The sequence below is a fragment of the Salinicola sp. JS01 genome (genome assembly GCF_030284585.1).
Lineage (GTDB): Bacteria > Pseudomonadota > Gammaproteobacteria > Pseudomonadales > Halomonadaceae > Salinicola.
This window is the reverse complement of the sequence record NZ_CP127244.1, coordinates 4035860-4057640: the sequence shown is the minus strand read 5'-3', so window position 1 is coordinate 4057640 and position 21781 is coordinate 4035860. Positions and strand designations below refer to the sequence as shown.

The 21781-nt window shown below is 68.2% G+C and carries 19 protein-coding genes; 3 read left to right on the top strand and 16 right to left on the bottom strand.

Annotated features, from left to right (window positions below):
• Positions 1 to 18: 18 nt before the first annotated feature.
• From QO259_RS18515 to QO259_RS18475, 9 genes are all read right to left on the bottom strand, one after another.
• Entirely contained in the window at positions 19 to 918 is a 900-nt protein-coding gene (locus QO259_RS18515) for a hydroxymethylglutaryl-CoA lyase (RefSeq protein WP_285951121.1), read from the bottom strand.
• A 1-nt stretch (position 919) separates the two neighbouring features.
• Positions 920 to 3070, bottom strand: a complete 2151-nt coding sequence (locus tag QO259_RS18510) for an acetyl/propionyl/methylcrotonyl-CoA carboxylase subunit alpha (protein ID WP_285951120.1) — start codon at positions 3068 to 3070, stop codon at positions 920 to 922.
• Positions 3067 to 3897 (bottom strand): enoyl-CoA hydratase-related protein, encoded by an 831-nt coding sequence (locus tag QO259_RS18505; protein ID WP_285951119.1) that lies wholly within the window; start codon positions 3895 to 3897, stop codon positions 3067 to 3069. Before QO259_RS18505 ends, QO259_RS18510 begins: the two co-directional genes overlap by 4 nt.
• A gap of 4 nt (positions 3898 to 3901) precedes the next feature.
• Positions 3902 to 5509: a carboxyl transferase domain-containing protein gene (locus QO259_RS18500; RefSeq protein ID WP_285951118.1), complete on the bottom strand. Its 1608-nt coding sequence runs from the start codon at positions 5507 to 5509 to the stop codon at positions 3902 to 3904.
• A 9-nt stretch (positions 5510 to 5518) separates the two neighbouring features.
• Positions 5519 to 6688: an isovaleryl-CoA dehydrogenase gene (locus QO259_RS18495; protein WP_285951117.1), complete on the bottom strand. Its 1170-nt coding sequence runs from the start codon at positions 6686 to 6688 to the stop codon at positions 5519 to 5521.
• A gap of 358 nt (positions 6689 to 7046) precedes the next feature.
• Positions 7047 to 7514, bottom strand: coding sequence for a MaoC family dehydratase (locus tag QO259_RS18490; RefSeq protein ID WP_285951116.1), 468 nt, complete (start codon positions 7512 to 7514; stop codon positions 7047 to 7049).
• Between the two features lie 31 nt (positions 7515 to 7545).
• A complete protein-coding gene (locus tag QO259_RS18485; RefSeq protein WP_285952801.1) occupies positions 7546 to 8628 on the bottom strand; it encodes an AMP-binding protein in 1083 nt (360 codons plus the stop codon).
• Positions 8534 to 9241 (bottom strand): AMP-binding protein, encoded by a 708-nt coding sequence (locus tag QO259_RS18480; protein WP_285951115.1) that lies wholly within the window; start codon positions 9239 to 9241, stop codon positions 8534 to 8536. Before QO259_RS18480 ends, QO259_RS18485 begins: the two co-directional genes overlap by 95 nt.
• A gap of 4 nt (positions 9242 to 9245) precedes the next feature.
• Complete coding sequence (locus QO259_RS18475) at positions 9246 to 10643, bottom strand: GntP family permease (RefSeq protein ID WP_285951114.1); 1398 nt, start codon at positions 10641 to 10643, stop codon at positions 9246 to 9248.
• 726 nt (positions 10644 to 11369) lie between these two features.
• Here QO259_RS18475 and QO259_RS18470 point away from each other — a divergent pair.
• The 3 genes from QO259_RS18470 (at position 11370) to QO259_RS18460 (ending at position 12667) form a co-directional block, all read left to right on the top strand.
• Positions 11370 to 11552 (top strand): type II toxin-antitoxin system HicA family toxin, encoded by a 183-nt coding sequence (locus QO259_RS18470; RefSeq protein WP_207036655.1) that lies wholly within the window; start codon positions 11370 to 11372, stop codon positions 11550 to 11552.
• Positions 11553 to 11590: 38 nt separating this feature from the next.
• A complete protein-coding gene (locus QO259_RS18465; protein WP_207036657.1) occupies positions 11591 to 12001 on the top strand; it encodes a type II toxin-antitoxin system HicB family antitoxin in 411 nt (136 codons plus the stop codon).
• A gap of 240 nt (positions 12002 to 12241) precedes the next feature.
• Positions 12242 to 12667, top strand: a complete 426-nt coding sequence (locus QO259_RS18460; protein WP_285951113.1) for a hotdog fold thioesterase — start codon at positions 12242 to 12244, stop codon at positions 12665 to 12667.
• Positions 12668 to 12691: 24 nt separating this feature from the next.
• Here QO259_RS18460 and QO259_RS18455 read toward each other — a convergent pair whose 3' ends face one another.
• From QO259_RS18455 to QO259_RS18425, 7 genes are all read right to left on the bottom strand, one after another.
• Positions 12692 to 14437, bottom strand: a complete 1746-nt coding sequence (locus tag QO259_RS18455) for an AMP-binding protein (protein WP_285951112.1) — start codon at positions 14435 to 14437, stop codon at positions 12692 to 12694.
• Positions 14438 to 14492: 55 nt separating this feature from the next.
• Positions 14493 to 15683 (bottom strand): acetyl-CoA C-acyltransferase, encoded by a 1191-nt coding sequence (locus QO259_RS18450; RefSeq protein ID WP_285951111.1) that lies wholly within the window; start codon positions 15681 to 15683, stop codon positions 14493 to 14495.
• Positions 15684 to 15728: 45 nt separating this feature from the next.
• A complete protein-coding gene (locus tag QO259_RS18445) occupies positions 15729 to 16499 on the bottom strand; it encodes an SDR family NAD(P)-dependent oxidoreductase (protein ID WP_285951110.1) in 771 nt (256 codons plus the stop codon).
• A gap of 92 nt (positions 16500 to 16591) precedes the next feature.
• Positions 16592 to 18298, bottom strand: coding sequence for an AMP-binding protein (locus QO259_RS18440; protein WP_285951109.1), 1707 nt, complete (start codon positions 18296 to 18298; stop codon positions 16592 to 16594).
• A 40-nt stretch (positions 18299 to 18338) separates the two neighbouring features.
• A complete protein-coding gene (locus QO259_RS18435) occupies positions 18339 to 19478 on the bottom strand; it encodes an enoyl-CoA hydratase/isomerase family protein (RefSeq protein WP_285951108.1) in 1140 nt (379 codons plus the stop codon).
• Positions 19475 to 20305: an enoyl-CoA hydratase gene (locus tag QO259_RS18430; protein WP_285951107.1), complete on the bottom strand. Its 831-nt coding sequence runs from the start codon at positions 20303 to 20305 to the stop codon at positions 19475 to 19477. The genes QO259_RS18435 and QO259_RS18430 overlap by 4 nt, the downstream gene beginning before the upstream one ends.
• Positions 20302 to 21468, bottom strand: a complete 1167-nt coding sequence (locus tag QO259_RS18425) for an acyl-CoA dehydrogenase family protein (RefSeq protein ID WP_035474259.1) — start codon at positions 21466 to 21468, stop codon at positions 20302 to 20304. The genes QO259_RS18430 and QO259_RS18425 overlap by 4 nt, the downstream gene beginning before the upstream one ends.
• Between the last annotated feature and the right edge of the window lie 313 nt (positions 21469 to 21781).

Genomic DNA, 21781 nt, shown 5'->3' with positions numbered 1-21781 from the left:
GTAGTTTTCGTACAAAACCTAGCGCGCCGCCAGCGCAACCCCCACCTTTGACCGATTCGGCTTGCCGATCGTCTGTGTTATCCACATCCCTGTCTCTGCCAAGTTATCCAGATCCACGCCGCTGTCGATGCCGAGGCCGTTGAGCAGGTAGATCACGTCTTCCGTGGCAACGTTGCCGGTGGCGCCCTTGGCGTAGGGGCAGCCGCCGAGTCCGGCGACGGCGCTGTCGATCACGCTGATGCCCTCTTCGAGTACAGCGTAGAGGTTGGCCAGCGCCTGGCCGTAGGTGTCGTGGAAGTGGGCGGCGAGCTTGTCCCTGGGGATATCTCGGCTCACGGCGTCGAGCAGGCGCTTGGCCTCGAGTGGGGTGCCGACGCCGATGGTGTCGCCCAGCGAGATTTCATAGCAGCCCATCTCATAAATCGCCCGAGAGACCTCGGCGACCCGCTGCGGGGCGATGTTGCCTTCGTAGGGGCAGCCGAGCACGCAGGAGACATAGCCGCGCACGCGCACGCCGGCTTCCCGGGCGCGTTCGATCACCGGTTCGAAGCGCGTTAGCGACTCGGCAATCGAGCAGTTGATGTTCTTGTGCGAGAAGGCTTCGCTCGCTGCTGCGAAGACGGCGACCTCCTCGACGCCGCATTTCAGCGCGGCTTCCAGCCCTTTGAGATTGGGCGTGAGCGCGGAGTAGATCACACCTGGCCGGCGGCGAATGCCGGTCATCACCTCGCGGTGATCTGCCATCTGCGGCACCCATTTGGGCGAGACGAAACTCGCCGCTTCGATCCGCTTGAGCCCCGCCGCGCCGAGCCGCTCGATCAGCTCCAGCTTGGCGGCGGTGGCGATGGGCTCGGCTTCGTTCTGCAGCCCGTCCCGTGGGCCGACTTCGACGATACTGACGTGCTTCGGCATTGCCATGTCAGCTGTCCCCACCCGTGTCGGCGCCGGTGTTGGTCATCGCTTCGGCATTGGTGAACGCGAGCAGCTCATCCCCCTGCGCCACGGCGTCGCCCACCGCGACGTGGAAGGCTTCCACCGCGCCGTCGGCGGGGGCGCTCAGGGTGTGCTCCATCTTCATCGCTTCCACCACCACCAGCGGCGTGCCTTTCTCCACCGTTTGTCCGGGTTCGGCCAGCAGCGCCACCACGGTGCCGTGCATCGGTGCGGTCAGCTTGGCTTCGGTCTCTTGCGGCAGATGGTCGGCGCGGTCGGCGCGGCGCCAGATCAGGCGCGATTCTTGACCTGCGGCGGTGAGCACGATGGCGTCGCCCTCGCTGGCCGGGTCGAGCCGGGCGAAGAGGCGCTGGCGATGGCCATCCAGGGTGAGCGCCAGGGTGTCGTTGTCGAGGCGCTGGCACTGCCCGGCGAGTCGGCTCGTCTCCTCGCCGTCGCGCTGTACCTGAAGCTGCCAGGTCGCCTGTGCTGGCTCCTGTGCCAGACCCTGAGTCAGCGCCTGGGTGGCGATCACCTCATACGTGCCGCTGCCATCGGTCTCCTGGAAGGCGAGACGTACTCGGTGTGGTGCGTTGAGCCGCCAGCCGTCGCGGCGCTGCCAGGGGTCGTCGGCGCGCGATGTTCCGTCGGTATGGTTCCTGGCAAGCTGATCGATAGCAACCAGGGCCGCGCGGGCGATATCGGCGTCGGTGGCGTGGGGCGCGGCGAACAGCGCATCGTGATGATGCTCGATGAAGCGGGTATTCAGCTCGGCGGCGATGAAGTCCGGGTGGGTCACCAGCCGCTGCAGGAAGCGGCGATTGGTGGTCACGCCGCTGATATCCAGCGCGGCCAGGGCGCGGGCCATTTCGGCCAGGGCCTGGCCGCGATCCTCGCCGTGGACGATCAGCTTGGCCAGCATCGGGTCGTAGTGCATGGTCACCGTGTCACCGGCCTCGACGCCGCTGTCCAGGCGGATGCGCCCGTTTAAATCGGCGCTTGCCAGCGGCAGCGCAAAGCGCAGGAGCTTGCCGGTGGCGGGGAGGAAGTCGTTGTCCGGGTCTTCGGCGTAGAGCCGCGCTTCGATGGCGTGGCCGGTGAGCGTCAGCTCGCTCTGCGCCTTGGGCAGCGCCAGGCCGGCAGCGACCCTTAGCTGCCACTCGACCAGATCCTCACCGCTGATCATCTCGGTAACCGGGTGCTCGACCTGCAGCCGGGTGTTCATCTCCATGAAGTAGAACGGTGAGCCGCTCTCCTGCGTGGTCTCGGCGGCGGCATCCAGCAGGAACTCCACCGTGCCGGCGCCGACATAGCCGATTTCCTGGGCGGCGCGCACCGCGGCCTCGCCCATCTCTCGGCGCAGCGCTTCGGGCAGATGCGGTGCGGGGGCCTCTTCGAGCACCTTCTGATGGCGCCGCTGCACGCTGCAGTCGCGCTCGAACAGGTAGACGCCGGCGCCGAGGCTGTCGCAGAACACCTGCACCTCGACATGGCGCGGCTGGGTCAGATACTTCTCGATCAGCATGCGCTCATCGCCGAAGGCGGCGCGGGATTCGCGGCGGCAGCCATCGAGCGCCGCCTGGAACTCGCGCTCGGACTCGACCACCCGCATGCCCTTGCCGCCGCCGCCGGCGCTGGCCTTGAGCAGCACCGGGAAGCCGATCTTGCCGGCTTCTTCCCGCAGCAGGGCGTCGTCCTGCGCTTCGCCGCGATAGCCGGGCACCAGCGGCACGCCGGCGCTGGCCATGCGCGCCTTGGCCGCGGCCTTGTCGCCCATGGCGGCCATGGCGCTGGCCGGCGGGCCGATGAAGACGAGCCCGGCAGCGTCGCAGGCGGCGACGAACTCGGCGTTCTCGGAGAGAAAGCCGTAGCCCGGATGGATGGCGTCGGCGCCGCTGCGCTGGGCGGCGGCGATGACCTTGTCGATGGCGAGATAGCTCTCGCCGGCTGCCGCCGGGCCGAGGCGGATCGCTTCGTCGGCCTCGCGCACGTGGCGGGCGCGGGCGTCGGCATCCGAATAGACCGCGATGGTCCGCAGGCCGAGGCGCCGCGCGGTGCGAATCACGCGGCAGGCGATCTCGCCGCGGTTGGCGATCAGTACGGCGCGCAGCGGGCGGGGCGCAGTGGCGAGACTCATGAGCGCGGCTCCTTGTCGCCGCCGCTGGCCGCGAGCCAGGCGGGCGGGCGTTTGTCGAAGAAGGCGGCCAGCCCTTCCTGGCCTTCGGCGCTGACCCGTAGCTCGCTGATGGTGCGGCACGCAGCCTCGCGGGTGGCGTCGCTCTCCGGTTCGCGGGCGATCTGCGCGAGTAGCGCCTTGGTGGCGCGCTGGGCCTGGGGGGAGGCAGCGAGCAGGGTGTCGATCTGGCGGTCGATCTCTTCATCCAGCGCGTCGCCAGCCACCACCTGGTGCACCAGCCCCAGTTCGCGGGCGGTGGCGGTGTCGATCACTTCGGCGGTCAGCGCGTAGCGGCGCATCTGGCGGGCGCCGATGGCGCGCTGGACATAGGGCCCGACCACCGCTGGCGAGAGGCCGATCTTGACCTCGGAGAGGCAGAAGCGCGCCGCCATTGATGCGATCACCAGATCGCAGCAGGCGGCCAGCCCCACCGCGCCGCCGTAGGCCGCACCCTGCACTCGGCAGAGCGTGGGGCAGGGCAGGGTGTCTAGCCCGTGCATCAAGCGCGAGAGCTGGCGTGAGTCGGCCAGGTTGTCGTCGACGCTGTAGTCGACCATGCGCTTCATCCAGGCGAGATCCGCCCCGGCGGAGAAGTGCTTGCCGTGGGAGCCGAGCACCACCACCCGCACCTCGCCGCTCGCAGCCAGGGCGTGGAGGCGCTCGAGATGGGCGTTGAGTGCGGCGATCAAGGCGTCGTCGAAGGCGTTGTGTACCGCGGGGCTGTCCAGCGTCAGCCGCGCGACGCCGCGGGCATCGATGTCCAGTTGGGCGTGCTGTGAAGTCGTCATGGCATCACATCCTGAAGACGCCGAAACGCGTCTCTTCGATCTCTGCGTTCATTGCGGCGGAGAGTGCCAGGCCGATCACATCGCGGGTCTGCAACGGGTCGATCACGCCGTCGTCCCACAGCCGGGCGCTGGCGTAGTACGGGTGGCCCTGGCGCTCGTACTGTTCGCGAATCGGCGCCTTGAAGGCGGCTTCCTCGTCTTCCGGCCAGTCGCTGCCGTCGCGCTCCATCTGCTCCCGTTTCACCTGCGCCAGCACGTTGGCCGCCTGTTCGCCGCCCATCACCGAGATGCGCGCGTTGGGCCACATGAACAGCAGGTTGGGGTCATAAGCACGGCCGCACATGCCGTAGTTGCCGGCGCCGAAGCTGCCGCCGATCAGCACGGTGAACTTGGGCACCTTGGCGCAGGCCACGGCGGTAACCAGCTTGGCGCCGTGCTTGGCGATGCCCTCTTGCTCGTATTTGGAGCCGACCATGAAGCCGGTGATGTTCTGTAGAAAGATCAGCGGGATCTGGCGCTGGGCACACAGCTCGATGAAGTGCGCGCCCTTCTGCGCGGACTCCGAGAACAGCACGCCGTTGTTGGCGACGATACCCACCGGGTGGCCGCACCAGTGGGCGAAGCCGGTGACCAGGGTGTCGCCGTAATAGCGCTTGAACTCGTCGAAGTCGGAGTCGTCCACCAGCCGCCCGATCACCTCGCGCACGTCATACGGCTTGCGCAGGTCGGTGCCGACGATGCCGTAGAGCTCCGAAGGGTCGAGCCGCGGCGGGCGGGATTCGCGCAGCGCCAGTTCGCCGCGCTTGCGCCAGTTGAGCCGGGAGACCGCGCGGCGGGCGAGCTGCAGCGCATGGGCGTCGTTCTCGGCGTAATGGTCGACCACACCGCTGATCCGTGCGTGCACGTCCGCGCCGCCGAGATCCTCGGCGCTGATGGTCTCACCGGTGGCGGCCTTCACCAGCGGCGGGCCGCCGAGAAAGATGGTGCCCTGGTTGCGCACGATGATCGATTCATCGGCCATCGCCGGCACGTAGGCGCCGCCGGCGGTGCACGAGCCCATCACCACCGCGATCTGCGGGATGCCCGCGGCGGAGAGCGTGGCCTGGTTGTAGAAGATGCGGCCGAAGTCGTCGTGGTCGGGGAAGACCTCGTCCTGCTCCGGCAGGTAGGCGCCGCCGGAGTCGACCAGGTAGAGGCAGGGCAGGCGGTGCTTGCGGGCGATCTCCTGGGCGCGCAGGTGCTTCTTCACCGTCAGCGGGAAGTAGGTGCCGCCCTTGACCGTGGCGTCGTTGGCGACGATCACGCACTCCACGCCGCTGACCCGGCCGATGCCGGCGACCACGCCGGCGGCGGGCACCGGGGTGTCGTAGACCTCATGCGCCGCCAGCGCGCCGATCTCGAGAAAGGCCGCGCCCTCGTCGAGCAGCTGGTCGATGCGCTCGCGCACGAACAGCTTGCCGCGGGACTCGTGCCGGGCGCGGGCCTTGTCGCCGCCGCCCCGGGCGATCTCGGCGCTCAGCGCGTGGAGCTTGTCGACCTCCGCCCGCAGCGCCTGGGCATTGGCCTGGAAGGCCTCGGCGCGGGGGTTGATCTGGCTACTCAGTATGGCCATGCGACCCTCCTATGCCGATTCGGAGAACAGTTCTCGGCCAATCAGCATCCGCCGAATCTCGCTGGTGCCGGCGCCGATCTCGTAGAGCTTGGCGTCACGCAGCAGCCGCCCGGTGGGGTACTCGTTGATATAGCCGTTGCCGCCGAGCAGCTGGATGGCATCCAGCGCCATCTGGGTCGCCTTCTCTGCGCAGTAGAGGATCACCCCGGCGGCGTCCTTGCGGCTGACCCGGCCGCGGTCGCAGGCGCCGGCCACGGCGTAGAGATAGGCGCGGCAGGCGTTGAGCGTGGTGTACATGTCGGCGAGCTTGCCCTGGATCAGCTGGAACTCGCCGATCGCCTGGCCGAACTGCTTGCGCTCGTGGACGTAGGGCAACACCACATCCAGACACGCCTGCATGATCCCGATCGGGCCGGCGGCGAGCACCGTGCGCTCGTAGTCGAGCCCGCTCATCAGCACGCGCACGCCGCGGTTCTCCTCGCCCAGCACGTTCTCCGCCGGTACCTGGCAATCTTCGAACACCAGCTCGCAGGTGTTGGAGCCGCGCATGCCCAGCTTGTCGAGCTTCTGTGCGGTGGAGAAACCGGCGAATCCCTTCTCGATCAGAAAGGCGGTGATGCCCTTGGCACCGGCCTCGGGGTCGGTCTTGGCGTAGACCACCAGCACGTCGGCGTCGGGGCCGTTGGTGATCCACATCTTGTTGCCGTTGAGCACGTAGTGGTCGCCTTGCTTGTCGGCGCGCAGACTCATCGAGACCACATCCGACCCGGCGCCGGGTTCGGACATCGCCAGCGCCCCCACGTGCTCGCCGCTGATCAGCTTGGGCAGGTACTTGGCCTTCTGCTCGTCGGTGGCGTTGAGCTTGATCTGGTTGACGCAGAGATTGGCGTGGGCGCCGTAGGAGAGCCCCACCGAGGCGCTGGCCCGGGAGATCTCCTCCATGGCGATGCAGTGGGCCAGGTAGCCCATGCCGCTGCCGCCGTCTTCTTCGCTGACGGTGATACCGAGCAGGCCCATGTCGCCGAACTTCTGCCACAGGTCCGCGGGGAAGGCGTTGTCGTGGTCGATCTGGGCCGCGCGCGGTGCGATCTCGTCGCGGGCGAAGGCGTTGACCTGCTCGCGCAGCATTTTCAGCTCGTCGTCGAGGCCGAAATCGAGCTCGGTGTAGGGGGCGTGCATCGGATGATCCTCCGCTGTCGATGGACGAGAACGCGGGGTCGCGGGCCATGGCTCGCAGGCGCTCTCGGCTTTATACGTTGACGTTAACGTCAATATTTAGATAGAGCCAGAGCCCCTCGACCATGGTCTTAGGCACTGTCTGAAAAGTACTGCGCTCGCCCATGCGGCGTTAAAAATCGGCTCACTGAACAACGTTCAGAACGTCCGAAGGACGGCCCGAAGGGCGAGCGGAGCGAGTCACATGCTCATTTACACCCCGTAAACTGGAGCGCCAGCCCGGTCCGTTTTCGCCGATTTTTGCCTTGCCTGGCCTTCGCTCGTCGACTTTTCAGACAGCACCTAGGCTCTTCGAGGAGGACTAAGAGCATCGGGCCTCCCCCGGGACCGCCGCCCGATCCAGCAGCAGGATCTTGCCGTCGGCCTCGGCGACGATCTCGTCGCGCTGGTTGCGGCAGTGCCCCGCCAGCACCGCGATGCCGCCCTGATGGTGGGGCTTGGCGATCAGCTCGGCGATGCGCCACTCGGTGGTCAGGGTGTCACCGGCGAAGACCGGGGCCAGAAAGCGGCAGTCGTGCGCCAGATAGGCGACTGCGGTGGCATAGAAGTACATGCCGATGGAGGCGGTCATGTAGGCCGAGGTCATCGGCCCGTGCAGGATGCGCTGGCCGAAGCGTGTCTGCTGGGCGAAGGCGTCGTTGCTGTGCAGCGGGTTGAAGTCGCCGAACAGGCCACAGGCCTGGACGATATGCACCTCGGTGATGGTCAGGGTCTGGCCGAAGATGTCATCGACGGCGATCTCGTCGAAGGCGTTGCCGACAAAGTTCATGCGATCACTCCAGGGCTCGCAAGGGGCGTGTTCATGGGGTCTCGTCGCGATCCAGCGTTCTCTCGTCATGATCCAGCGTTCGCAGTGCCTTGCGCACGATCTTGCCGGTGGCGGTCATCGGGAATTCGTCGACGAAGTGGATCTCGCGCGGGTACTCATGGGCCGCCAGGCGCGAGCGCACGTGCTGCTGCAGCGTCTCCACCAGCGCCGGGGAAGCGTCCCAGCCGTCGGCGAGCACCACGTAGGCGGCGACGATCTCGGTGCGCAGTTCGTCAGGCTTGCCTACCACGGCGGCCATGCGTACCGCCGGGTGGCCCAGCAGGCAGTTCTCGATCGGCGCGGGGCCGATGCGATAGCCGGCACTGGTGATGACGTCGTCGTCGCGGCTGAGAAAGCTGAAGTAGCCCTCGGCATCGCGCCGGCCCATGTCGCCGGTCAGCAGCCACTCGCCGGCGAACTTGGCCGCGGTCGCCTCCGGCTTCTGCCAGTAGTGCAGAAACATTACCGGGTCCGGCGCGCGCACCGCGATATGCCCGGTCTCGCCGTCGGCGAGGCGTTCACCCTCGGCGTCGACGATGGCCAGCTCGTGCCCCGGCACCGCCTTGCCGATCGCCCCCGGTCGGTGCACGCCGAGCGCCGCGCAGGCCGAGAGCACCATGTTGCACTCGGTCTGGCCGTAGAACTCGTTGATGGTGAGCCCGAAGGTCTCTTGTCCCCACGCCAGCAGCGCCTCCCCCAGCGACTCGCCACCGCTGGCGACGCTGCGTACGTCGAGTCGCCAGCGGCGTTGCGGCTGCTCGACCCGGCGCATCAGCTTGAGCGCGGTCGGCGGCAGGAACAGGTTGCGCACGCGGTGGCGCTCGATCAGCGCGAACGCCGCCTCCGGCGAGAACTTGAGCATGCGGTGGGCGACGATCGGCACTGCGTGGTAGAGCGCCGGCAGCAGCACGTCGAGCAGGCCGCCGATCCAGGCCCAGTCGGCCGGGGTCCACAGGCGGTCACCGGGCTGCGGCAGCAGGTTATGGGAGATCTCCACCCCCGGCAGGTGTCCCAGCAGCACCCGGTGGCCGTGCACTGCGCCCTTGGGGCTGCCGGTGGTCCCGGAGGTGTAGATGATCAGCGCCGGCTCGTCGGGTGGGTTGGCCATTTCCGGTGACGAAGGCGTCGCTGGCAGCGGCTAGCTCGGCGTGGAAGTCGAGCGCGTCAGAGGTCGGCCGACCCCCGTCGGGCACGCCATCGACGGTGTAGATCGCCTGCAGCGCGGGTAGCTGGAGGCGGATCTCGTCGAGCGTCGCCAGGCCGCGGGCATCGCTGACGATGGCACGCATGCCGCAGTCGGCGAGCCGGTGATGCAGCGCCTCGGGACCGAACAGGCTGAACAGCGGCACCGAAATCGCCCCCAGCTTGAAGCAGGCCAGATGCACCAGCGCGGTCTCGTGGCGCTGGGGCAGCAGCACCCCGACCCGGTCGCCGGGCTGCACGCCCTGGGCGGCCAGGCTGTTGGCCAGCCGGTTGGCACCGCGCTGGAGCTCGGCGAAGGTGATCTCGCGGGCGCTGCCATCGTCACCGATCTCGATCATCGCCAGGCGCTCGGGGTCCTCCGCCCAGCGGTCGCAGCAGACACTGGCGATGTTGAAGCGTGCCGGCACCGCCCACGCGAAGTTGGCGTGGAGGCGGTCGTAATCGCTCTCCGCTGGCAGCAGGGCGTTGGCGTCGGGGGTATTCATCGGCTCAGAAACTCCCGAACAGGGTGCCCAGGGTGATCACCGCGACCAGCGTGATCATCGGCACCACGATGGTGACCATGGCGATGTTGGGGTAGGCCTGGCGGTGGGTGAGGCCGCAGATCGCCAGCAGCGTGATCACCGCGCCGGAGTGGGGCAGGGTGTCCATGCCGCCGGCGGCGATGGTGGCGACCCGGTGCATCAGCTCGGGATTGAGACCGACCGCATTGGCCATGCGCAGATAGTCGTCGCCGAGCACGCTGAGGGCGATGCTCATGCCGCCGGAGGAGGAGCCGGTGACCGCCGCCAGCACGTTCATCGACACCGCCTCGGAGATCAGCGGATTGCCCGGCGCCAGGCTCAGCACCGCATCGCGGATGACCACGAAACCGGCGAGGCTGGCGATCACCGCGCCGTAGCCGACCTCGGAGGCAGTGTTGAACACCGGCAGCATCGAGCCGAAGCAGCCCTTGTTGATGGTGCCCTTGAGATCCGCCCAGTGGCGCCAGCGGCTGACGATCAGCCAGGCGCACGACACCAGCAGTGCGATGATGATCGCCCACAGCCCGAGCATGGCGCCGGGGTCGAGGGTGCCGAAGCGCGCCTCCGGCAGTCCGGAGAAGTCGAGACCGGGCAGGATGGCGTAGGTCAGCAGGGCGTTGAGGCCGATCACCATCACCAGCGGGGTGAAGGCGGCCAGGGTACCGATCTCGGGTACGCCGGCCGCGGTCTCGAGGGGCTCGATCTGCTCGTCGGGGTGATGGCCGTAGCCCTCGCCCCGGCGCGTCGCCCGGCTCGCCCGAGATTGCAGCCACCAGGTACCCAGCCCCAGCATCATCGCCCCGGCGATGATGCCGAGCCCGGGCGCGGCGAAGCTGGTGGTGTGGAAGAACGGAATCGGGATCGCGTTCTGGATCGCCGGCGTACCGGGGAGCGCGGTCATGGTGAAGGTGAACGAGCCCAGGGCGATGGCGCCGGGGATCAGCCGCTTGGGCGTTCCGGTCTCGCGGAACAGCGCCGCCCCGATGGGGAAGACCGCGAACGCCACCACGAACAGCGACACCCCGCCATAGGTGAGAATGGCGCAGGCCAGCACCACGGTCAGCACCACATGGCGGGTGCCGAGGCGCTTGATGATCCAGCGCGCGATGGCGTGCGCGGCGCCGGAGTCGGCCATCAGCTGGCCGAACAGCGCGCCCAGGATGAACAGCGGAAAGAACTTGATCAGATAGCCGCCGAGCGCCTTCATGAAGGTATCGGTGTAGATCGGCAGCAGCAGCCCGCCATCACCGGAGAGCAGCACCGCCAGTGCCGCCATCAGCGGCGCCAGCAGCAGCACGGTGATACCGCGATAGGCGAGCACGATCAGCAGGATCAGCGAGACGACGATAGCCAGGGTACTCATGGTGCCAGGCCCTTGTGTCGGGGACTCGTGGCGCAGGCACGCCGGAGCCGCGTTGTTGTGGTTGTGAACGTTGTCAGCGCTGCGGGAGACGCGCGTGGCGCGATGCCGCACGGGACGACATGACCATAGATATCGATTAACGTTAACGTCAACGTGGTGTCGCGCCAACTAGCCGAAAGGGGGAGGCGCTTCGGACATACCTAGAGCGGTGCTCAGACCAACGCAGTGATCTACAGCCCGATCGAGATAGTCAGGGCCAATGGTCTTTCACCCTACGAGTATCTGCAGTTTGTTTTCGAAACCCTGCCGACCCTGTACGCAAGACTGTCTCCGCTCTCTGCTGCCCTGGCATTGGACGGAAACATGGCCGGCCTGAGTCAGGTCGGTACAGCTGGGGTTTATGGAGTGCGAAAAACCCGTAGTGCCCCTGTATCCGGCCGAATCATTACGCCTCCTCCACGGGGACAAAGCGCGGGGACGCGGCGGGGGTAACGCGCGCTGCCGCTCGTCGATGTGGGATCGGCTGTGAGGTGCGGGCGTAGATCGATGCCACGCTCTGGCTGATCACCGAGGTCGCGCACGACATGAGCGACACCGGCTACATCACCACACTATCGCTCGAGATCGATGCGGGCTAGAAAAGATAACCCTGGGCGCATAAAAAATTGGAAAGATACGCCCAGAGTTATAAGATATGACCCATACATACGGCAACAGGGGCGGGGGGTGAAAAGCAGAGACCTGATCAAGGAGTTGGAAGCCGATGGCTGGGTACTGGACCGCATCCGAGGTAGCCACCACGTCTTCAAACACCCAACGAAGCCAGGAGCCGTGCCGGTTCCTCACCCCAAGAAGGACATGAAGATCGGCACGATCAACGCCATCAGGAAACAAGCCGGGCTCAAGTAGCCCGGCTATCTGCGACTCACCGCCCAGGAGGAACGAACATGCAATATCCGATCGCCATCGATTGGGGCGACGACACCCACGCCACCGGTATCGTCTTCCCCGACATTCCCGGCGCCATCACCGCCGGCGACAGCGTCGCTCACGCCTATGAAATGGCGGTGGAGGTCGCCCATATCCAGCTCGAGGAGCTGGTCAGCGCCGGCCAGCCGATCCCCAAGCCGGGCAGCATCGAGCAGCACCGCCAAAACCCCGACTTCGAGGGCTGGGGTTGGGGGTTGGTCGAGATCGACGTCACGCCCTACCTGGGCAAGACCGAAAAGGTCAACGTCACCCTGCCCGGAACGCTGGTCAAGCGAATCGACGACTATGTCAGCCTCCACGGCATCAAGAGCCGTTCGGCCTTTCTGGCGTCCGCCGCGCTCCACGAACTGGAGCATCGCTCCCGCTGATTAAGAGATCGCGGCCATTCGCGTCGGCACCCCTTGACCTCGCGGCCCCGGCAACTGCCGGAGCCGCGTTGTTGTGATTGTGAGCGTTGTCAGCGCTGCGGGAGACGCGCTTGGCGCGATGCCGCACGGGACGACATGACCATAGAGATCGATTAACGTTAACGTCAACGTGGTATCGCGCCAACTAGCCGAAAGGGGGAGACTCCCCGCTGCCCCATCTGTCGATCAAGGAGACCATCGATGTCGATCTGGAAACGTTCCGCTTCCCTGGAAGCCCTCGCCACCCAGTGCCAGCAGACGCTGGTCACACATATCGGGATCGAGTTCACCGAGCTGGGTGACGACTGCCTGCGCGGGCGCATGCCGGTGGATGCGCGCACCCACCAGCCCTATGGCCTGCTCCACGGCGGCGCCTCGGTGGTGCTGGCGGAGACGCTGGGCAGCATTGCGGCGAACCTGTGTCTGGCCGACGAGAGCAAGATGGCGGTGGGGATGGAGATCAACGCCAACCACGTGCGCGCGGTGCGTGAAGGCTGGGTCGAGGGGTGTGCCCGGCCGCTGCATCTGGGCAGTACCACCCAGCTGTGGGAGATCCGTATCGAGGACGAGCGCGGCCGGCTGGTGTGCGTGTCGCGGTTGACCATGGCGGTGGTCAAGGCGGCCTGATAGGGGCCGCCTCGACAGGCGGTATCAGGGCGCCAGTTCGTCGCTCATCGCCTGGCGCATGCGGAATTTCTGTACCTTGCCGCTGACGGTCATCGGGAAGTTGTCGACGAATTTCACGTAGCGCGGAATCTTGTGGTGGGCGATGCGCTCGCGGCAGTAGGCGCGCACGCCCTCGGCGTCGAGTTCGGCGCCGTCCACCAAGCGTATCCACACCGCCACCGCCTCGCCGTAATGGGCGTCCGGCACGCCGAACACCTGGGCGTCGGAGATCGCCGGGTGGGTGTAGAGAAACTCCTCGATCTCGCGCGGGTAAAGGTTCTCGCCGCCGCGGATGATCATGTCCTTGATGCGCCCGGTGATCGCCACATAGCCGTCGTCGTCCATCATCGCCAGGTCGCCGCTGTGCATCCAGCCGTGGGTGTCGATCGCCTGGCGGGTGGCGGCGTCGTTGTCCCAGTAGCCCTGCATCACGCTGTAGCCGCGGGTGCAGAGTTCGCCGCTGGTGCCGCGCGGGAGCACCTGGCCGCTGGCCGGGTCGATGATCTTCACCTCCAGGTGTGGATGTATGGTGCCGACGGTGGCGACGCGCTTCTCCAGCGGCGCGTCGGGGCGCGTCTGCAGGCTCACCGGGCTGGTTTCGGTCATGCCGTAGGCGATGGTGACCGCTTCCATGTGCATGCGCTCGATCACCCGTTTCATCACCTCCACCGGGCAGTTGGAGCCGGCCATGATGCCGGTGCGCAGGCTGGAGAGATCGAAGTTGGCGAACTCGGGGTGCTCGAGCTCCGCGATGAACATGGTGGGTACGCCGTAGAGGGCGTCGGCGCGCTCGGCTTCCACCGCGCGCAGGGTGGCCGCCGGATCGAAGGCGGCGTTGGGGTAGATCATGGTGGCGCGGTGGGTGAGACACGCCAGGTTGCCCATCACCATGCCGAAGCAGTGGTAGAGCGGCACCGGGATCACCACGCGTTGTGCCGGCTGCAGGTTCATGCCGGCGCCGACGAAGTAGCCGTTGTTGAGAATGTTGTGGTGGGTCAGCGTCACCCCCTTGGGCGCACCGGTGGTGCCGGAGGTGTACTGGATGTTGATCGGGTCGTCGAACTGCAGTTCGGCCTGCAGCGCCGCCAGCCGCTCGGCGGGTACCGCCTCGGCGAGGGTGTGCAGCTCGTCCCAGCGCCACATGCCCGGGGTGGCGAGCTCGGGGTCGAGACACACCACTTGCTTGAGTTGGGGCAGGCTGGCGCAGTCGAGTCGGCGCTGCTCTGCGTTCGGAGCGGGGGCGTCGCGCAGCTCCGGGGCGAGCTGGCAGAGGATGTCGACGTAGTGGGAGCGGATCTCTCCGCCGGCGCGGTGGGCGCCCTGCAGCACCAGTACCGAGAGCCCTGACTGCAGCAGCGCGTGCTCCAGCTCGCGCGCCCGATAGGCCGGGTTGAGGTTGACCAGGATCGCGCCGAGCTTGGCGCTTGCCAGCTGGGTGAGCGCCCACTCCGCACAGTTGAGTGACCAGATACCCACCCGGTCGCCGCGCTCGACCCCCAGCGCCATCAGGGCGCGGGCGATGCGGTTCGCCTCGTCGCGCAGCTCGGCGTAGGTGTAGCGCAGATTCTGATGGCAGCTCACCAGTGCCTCGCGGTCGGGGCAGTCGCTGGCGGTGGCGTCGAGACAGTCACCGATGGTCAGGCCCAGCAGCGGCTGCTCGCTGGTGCCGCTGACGTAGCTGGGCGCTGGAAATTGAGCATGCGCCGAGGCGCCCGGGTCGTGGCTGTGCATCTCTCTTCCTCTCTTCTTGTCGTTGTCCTGAACGGCCGCGCTTTTCAGGCCGCGCCTAGCGCAGCCGTTCGATGCCTACCGCCGTCGCCTCGCCGCCGCCGATGCAGATCGCCGCCACGCCCCGGGTCAGGTCGTGATGGGTGAGCGCGTTGAGCAGCGTGACCACAATGCGCGCGCCGGAGGCGCCGATCGGGTGGCCCAGGGCGCAGGCGCCGCCGTGCACGTTGACCCGTTCGTGGTCGAGAGCGAGCTCACGCATGGCCGCCATCGCCACCACCGCGAAGGCTTCGTTGATCTCGTAGAGATCGACGCTCTCCCGCGACCAGCCGAGCCGCTCGTACAGCTTGCGCACGGCGTGGATCGGCGCCACCGGGAAATCGCCCGGGCGCATGGCGTGGCTGGCGTGGCCGTGGAGACGCGCCAGCGGGGTCAGACCCTGGCGCTCGGCCTCGCGCTGGCGCATCAGCACCAGCGCCGCGGCACCGTCCGAGATCGAGCTGGCGTTGGCCGCGGTGACGCTGCCACCCTCGCGAAAGGCGGGCTTGAGCTGGGGGATGCGCTCGAGATTGGCCTTGTGCGGCTGTTCGTCCTGGTCGACCCGGCGGGTGTCGCGGCCGGCGGGGGCGTCGAGGGCGACGATCTCATCCCGAAAGACACCGCTCTCGATCGCCTGGCGCGCGCGGGTCAGCGAGGCGATGGCGTAGGCGTCCTGGGCCTCGCGGCCGAAGCCGAAGGCCTGGGCGCAATCCTCGGCATAGGTGCCCATCAGCCGCCCCGGCTCGTAGGCGTCCTCGAGCCCGTCGAGGAACATGTGATCGAGCACCTGGGCATGCCCCATGCGCAGCCCGGCGCGCGCCTTGGGCAGTAGGTAGGGGGCGTTGCTCATGCTCTCCATACCGCCGGCGATGGCTTGGGCGGCGTGACCCAGCGACAGCGCGTCGAACGCCTGCATCACCGCCTTCATGCCGGAGCCGCACATCTTGTTGACGGTAGTGCAGGGCGTCGACTCGGCCAGGCCCGCGCCGAGTGCCGCCTGGCGCGCCGGCGCCTGGCCCTGCCCGGCGGGTAGCACGCAGCCCATGATCAGCTCGTCGAGGCTGTCGGGCGCCAGCCGGGCCTGTTCGAGGGCGCCGCGAATCGCCGCCGCGCCCAGCTGCGGGCAGTTGAGCCCGCCCAGGGCGCCCTGGAAAGCGCCCATCGGCGTGCGCTTGGCGCCGACGATGACGATCGGGTCCGGGGTGTTCATAGTCTGCTCTCCCATACTGGTGAGGGATCGATGTTCAGCCGCTTTTCACCGCGCACTCATGCGAATGGCGCCATCCAGACGAATCACCTCGCCATTGAGATAGCGGTTCTCGAGGATCTGACAGGCCAGCGCGGCGTACTCCTCGGCGTGGCCCATGCGCGGCGGGAACGGCACCTTGGCGTTGAGGCTCTCGCGCACCTCCTCCGGCATGCCCTGCATCATGGCGGTGTCGAAGATGCCGGGGGCGATGGCCATCACCCGGATGCCCGAGCTGGCCAGCTCGCGGGCGGCGGGCAGGGTCAGCCCGACCACACCGGCCTTGGAGGCGGCATAGGCGGCCTGGCCGATCTGGCCTTCGTAGGCCGCCACCGAGGCGGTGTTGATCACCACCCCGCGCTCGCCGTCGTCCTCCGTCGCCGGGTTCTCCTGCATCGCTGCCACCGCCAGGCGCAGCATGTTGAAGGTGCCGATCAGGTTGATGTCGACCACCCGGCGGAAGCGTTCGAGATCGTGCACGCCGCGCTTGCCGTGGATCTTCTCTGCCGGCGCCACCCCGGCGCAGTTGATCAGCCCGTGGAGAGCGCCGAAGTGGTCGCGGGTGGCGGCGATCACCCGCTCGGCATCCGCCGCCTGGGTGACATCGGCGGTCACCGCCAGGGCGTTCGCCCCCAGCGACTCGGCGTGGGCCTGTACTGCTGCCTCATCATGGTCGGCCAGGGTCACGCGGGCGCCGGCCGCCACCAGCCGCTGGGCGGTGGCGGCGCCCAGGCCGGAGCCGCCGCCGGTGACGATGAAGGTGTGGTCGGCCAGTTGCATGCGTAAAGCTCCTTGGACTGTGTAAAAAACGGCCTGCGCGCGCTGACTTTTTTCAAACCCTAGCGTGGCGGTGAACGCGCCGCGGGGCAGGGTCAGGGGTTGCCGGGCGGCTGACGCAGTTCGGGGAAGTCGCTCTCGCGGTACTCGTCGTGGGCGCCATTCGGGTCGGCGGCGGCGGTCGCTGCATGGGCGCGCAGCTCGACCCGGCGAATCTTGCCGGAGATGGTCTTGGGCAGTTCGAAGAACTCCAGCCGGCGGATACGCTGGTAGGGGGCCAGCCGCGCGGCGGCGAAGCGCAGGATCGAGAGCGCGGTATCGCGGTCGGCTTCGAAACCCTGGCGCAGGGTCAGATACGCCTTGGGCACGTTGAGGCGCAGCTCGTCGGGGGCCGGTACCACGGCGGCTTCGGCCACCGCCTCGTGCTCGATCAGCAGCGACTCCAGCTCGAACGGGCTGATGCGGTAGTCGGAGCTCTTGAACACGTCGTCGGCGCGGCCGATGTACCAGTAGTAGCCGTCGGCGTCGCGGCGGGCGACATCGCCGGTGCGGTAGTAGCCCTCGTCGAGCACCTGGCGCATGCGCGCGGCGTCGTCGCGGTACTCCTGCATCAGGCCCACCGGGCGCTCGTCGAGGCGGATCGCGATCTCACCCTCGTCGCGCTCCTGGCCATCGGCGTCGAGCAGCGCGATGCGATACCCCGGCAGCGGCCGCCCCATCGAACCGGCGCGCATCGGCTGCCCCGGCGGGTTGCCGATCTGGGCGGTGGTCTCGGTCTGGCCGTAGCCGTCGCGAATCTCCAGCTTCCAGGCCCGGCGCACCCGCTCGATCACTTCGGGGTTGAGCGGCTCACCGGCGCCGACCAGCGCGCGCAGCTGGGTCCGGTAGCTGGCCAGATCCTCCTGGATCAGATGCCGCCACACCGTCGGCGGGGCGCACAGGGTAGTGACCCCGTAGCGTGCAATGGCGTCCAGGGTCGCCGCGGCGGAGAAGCGCGCGGCGCGGTAGACGAAGATGGTGCAGCCGGCGTTCCAGGGCGCGAAGACGTTGGACCAGGCGTGCTTGGCCCAGCCCGGCGAGCTGATGTTGTAGTGGACGTCGTCCGGGCGCAGGCCGATCCAGTAGAGGGTCGAGAGCGACCCCAGCGGATAGCTCTGATGGGTATGTACCACCAGCTTGGGCCGCGAGGTGGTGCCGGAGGTGAAGTAGAGCAGCAGCGGCTCGTCGGCCCGGGTCGGGGCGTCCGGGGTGAAGTTGTCATCGGCGTCGAAGGCATCGTCGTAGGCCTGCCAGCCGGGCACCGCGTCGCCCACGGCGATCCGTGTCAGGCCGGGGTCGAGCCCGTCGAACTTGGCCGTATGCGCCTGACCCACCACCAGATGGCGGATATTGCCGCGCTGCAGGCGGTCGGGCAGGTCCTGCGCCGCCAGCAGTGTGGTCGCCGGCACGATCACCGCGCCGAGCTTGATTGCCGCGAGCAGGGTCTCCCACAGCTCGACCACGTTATCCAGCATCAGCAGCAGGGCGTCGCCGCGCTTCACCCCCTGGGCGCGCAGATGGTTGGCGAGCTGATTGGAGCGCCGGCGCATGTCGTCGAACGAGCGCTTGAGCTCGCCGCCGTCTTCGTCCACCAGCCACAGCGCGGTGCGGCTATTGCCCGCGGCCTGAACGTCGAAGACATCCAGGGCCCAGTTGAAGTGGGTCAGGCGTGGCCAGCGGAAGTCCCGGTAGGCGCGGGAATAGTCTTCGCGCTGGGCGAGCAGGAAATCGCGGGCGGCGAAGAACTCGGCGGTGGCGGACATGACGATCGGCTCTCCTGGTGGTGGCGCGGGCGGGCGACGCTTACCCGATGACGTGGTCGTGCAGCTCGCGTAGCGGATGCGCCTGCCGCGGCCACGCCGGGGCGAGGCAGGCCTCGAGGTCGGCCGCCGGCACCGCGCCGTGGGCGTGGCGCCAGGCCGGCGCGTGGTCCTTGTCGATCAGCAGCGCACGCACGCCCTCGGCGATATCGCCGTGGGTGGCGCAGGCCAGCGACAGGTCGAGCTCGCTGCGCAGCGCCTCGGCCAGCGAGACCCGCCGGCAGCGCGCCAGCTGGCGCAGGATCAGCCGTGCCGAGAGCGGTGAGCCGGCGGCCAGGCTGCGCGCGGCGCGGGCGATCCAGGCGTCGTCGCTGTCGCTGGCGGCGATGACCGCGGCGATCAGGTCTTCGTCGCTGTCGGCGTCGGTCAGTGCGGCGATCGCCTCCTGGCGCGGGGCGACCTCGGCGGGCGGGGCGAACTCGCGGCTCGCGGAGGCGTGCGTGCGCAGCACTCGGTCGAGTGCCGCGCGCGGCCGCGACCAGTCGGCCTCGAGCAGGTCGTCGATCACCGCGTCGCGGCGTTCGGCGGCGATCAGGCGGTCGGCGAGACCGACGAACAGGGCGTCGCTGGCGTTGAGGCGGGCGCCGGTCAGGCCGAGGAAGATGCCGCTGGCCCCCGGCATGCGGTTCAGGAACCAGCTCGCGCCCACGTCCGGGTAGAGGCCGATGGTGATCTCCGGCATCGCCAGCATCGAGCGCGGCGTCACCACCCGATGCGAGGCCCCGGCCAGCAGCCCCATGCCGCCGCCCATGACGATACCGTCGCCCCAGGCGACGATCGGCTTGGGATAGGTGTGGAGGGCGTGGTCGAGGCGATACTCGTGGGTGAAGTAGCGCGCCACGGCGCCATCCGCGGACTCGGGATCGCGGCCGGTGCGGCCCTCGGCGATGGCGTGATAGAGCGCGACCACGTCGCCGCCGGCGCAGAACGCCTTGTCGCCGGCGCCCTCCAGCCACAGCGCGACTATCTCGGGGTCCGCGGCCCAGGCGTCGATCTGCGCCTGGATGGCCTCGATCATCTCCAGCGACAGCGCATTGAGACTCTTGGGGGCATCAAGGACGATGCGTCCGAGACGGTGGCCGTCGGCGGTGGCCAGGGTGTCGAATTGCACCGGCGCGCTCATGCCTGATCTCCCTCGCCGGTATCGTCGCCGGCGCCCGGGGTCGGGTCCTCGCGCCAGCGCGGCGGGCGCTTGTCGAGGAAGGCGCCGATGCCTTCCCCCGGGGCGGCGGTGTCGAACAGCTCCATGAACAGTTCACGCTCCATGCGATAGCCGTGGGGCAGGCCGTGGTCGCGAGCGTTCATTATCAGGCGTTTGCAGCGCGCCAGCGCGTCCGGGCTCTGGCCGCCGCTCTGCTCGGCCAGGGTCAGCGCGGTGGGCAGTGCCTGGCCGGATTCGACCAGCTCCTCGACCAGACCGATGCTCAGCGCGCGCTCGGCATCGATCCGCTCGCCGCACAGGATAATGCGCTTGGCCCAGCCTTCGCCGACCAGCCACGGCAGGTGCTGGGTGCCGCCGGCGCAGGGCAGCAGCCCCACCTTGGCTTCGGGCAGCGCCAGCTTGGCCTGGCGCTCGGCGATCCGGATGTCACAGGCCAGCGCGCACTCCAGCCCGCCGCCCATGGCGTAGCCGTTGATCGCGGCGATGGTGACCCCGGGGTAGGCGCTCAGGGTCTCGAAGGCGCGGCCGAAGCGGGTCGCCATCTCCAGCGCGGTGGCCTTGCCCTCGGTGAAGCGCTTGAGGTCGGCCCCGGCGGAGAAGAACTTGTCGCCGGCACCGGTGATCACCAGCGCCGGCGGCTGGGGCTCGGCGGCCAGCGCGTCGAGATGCTCGGCGAGCGCCGTCAGCGAGCCCTCGTGCCAGGTGTTGGCGGGCGGGTTGTCGATGGTCAGCACGGCGATGGCGCCACGGCGTTCCAGGCGCAGTCCGTCGGCGGCGTGGTCGGTCATATCAGGGTCTCCAGGTCGTCCTTGTCGAGCAGGCGGCGGGCGATCACCAGGCGCATGATTTCGTTGGTGCCTTCGAGAATCTGGTGCACCCGGCAGTCGCGCACGTGACGCTCCAGCGGGTAGTCGCGCAGGTAGCCGTAGCCGCCGTGGAGCTGCAGGGCCTCGTTGCAGATGGCGAAGCCCTGGTCGGTGGCGAAGCGCTTGGCCATGGCGCAGTAGAGCGTGGCGTCGGGGTCGCCGCGGTCGAGCTTGCTCGCCGCCAGACGCACCATCTGGCGCGCGGCGACGAGCTGGGTGGCCATGTCGGCGAGCTTGAACTGCAGCGCCTGGAAGCTGGCCAGCGGCCGCCCGAACTGTTCGCGCTCGTTCAGGTAGCGGTGGGCGGTGGTGAGCGCGGCCTGGGCGGTGCCCACCGAACAAGTGGCGATATTGATACGCCCGCCGTCGAGGGCGCGCATGGCGATACGGAAGCCTTCGCCTTCGTCGCCGAGGCGGTGGTCCGCCGGCACGCGCACGCCATCGAAGCTGATCGCCCGGGTGGGCTGGCTGTTCCAGCCCATCTTGGTCTCTTTCTTGCCGTAGTCGATGCCCGGCGTGTCCGCCGGCACAGCGAAGGCGGAGATGCCGCCGGCGCCGCTATCGGGCGCGCCGGTACGGGCCATCACCACCAGCAGGTGGGTATCTCCGGCGCCGGAGATGAACATCTTGTTGCCGTCGATCACGTAGGCGTCGCCGTCGCGGCGCGCCCGGGTGCGCAGCGAGGCGGCATCGGAGCCGGCGTTGGGTTCGGTGAGGCAGTAGGAACCGAGCTTCTCACCGGCGAGCATCGACGGCAGCCAGGCCTCGCGCACGGCCTCAGTGGCGTAGCTGGCGAGGATCCAGTTGACCATGTTGTGGATGGTCAGAAAGGCGGTGGTGGAGGTGCAGCCCTGGGCCAGCTCCTCGATGATCAGGGTCGCATCGAGGCGGCTCAGCCCCAGCCCGCCGGCGGCTTCAGGGGTGTACAGGCCGCAGAAGCCGAGATCTCCGGCCTGACGCAGGACATCCACCGGAAAGACGCTGTTGGCGTCCCATTCGGCGGCGTTGGGTGCCATTTCGCGCTGGGCGAACTGACGTGCCGCCTCCCGATAGGCCTGCTGGTCGGCGTCGAGTTCGAAGTCCATGAGCAGTCGACACTCCTCGTCTTGGAAAATCCCGTCTGGAACGCATCCGCCTGGAAATAGCCCGGCCGGGCGTAGTCCGTCTGGAGATAGTCCTTCTGGAAATAGTCCGTCTGGAAAGAATCCGTCTGGAAATAATCCGTCTGTAAATAGCCTCATGATCAGAGGACGCACGCGCCTGACCGGGTAGATCGGGCGCGTCGCACTGTTCTAGCGACGCTGCGTCGCGCAGGACAATAGGACCTAGTGCTGAAAGACCAAGGTCGGATGGCGGCGAGTTGACATTAACGTCAAGGTCATATGTCGAAAGCCGCTC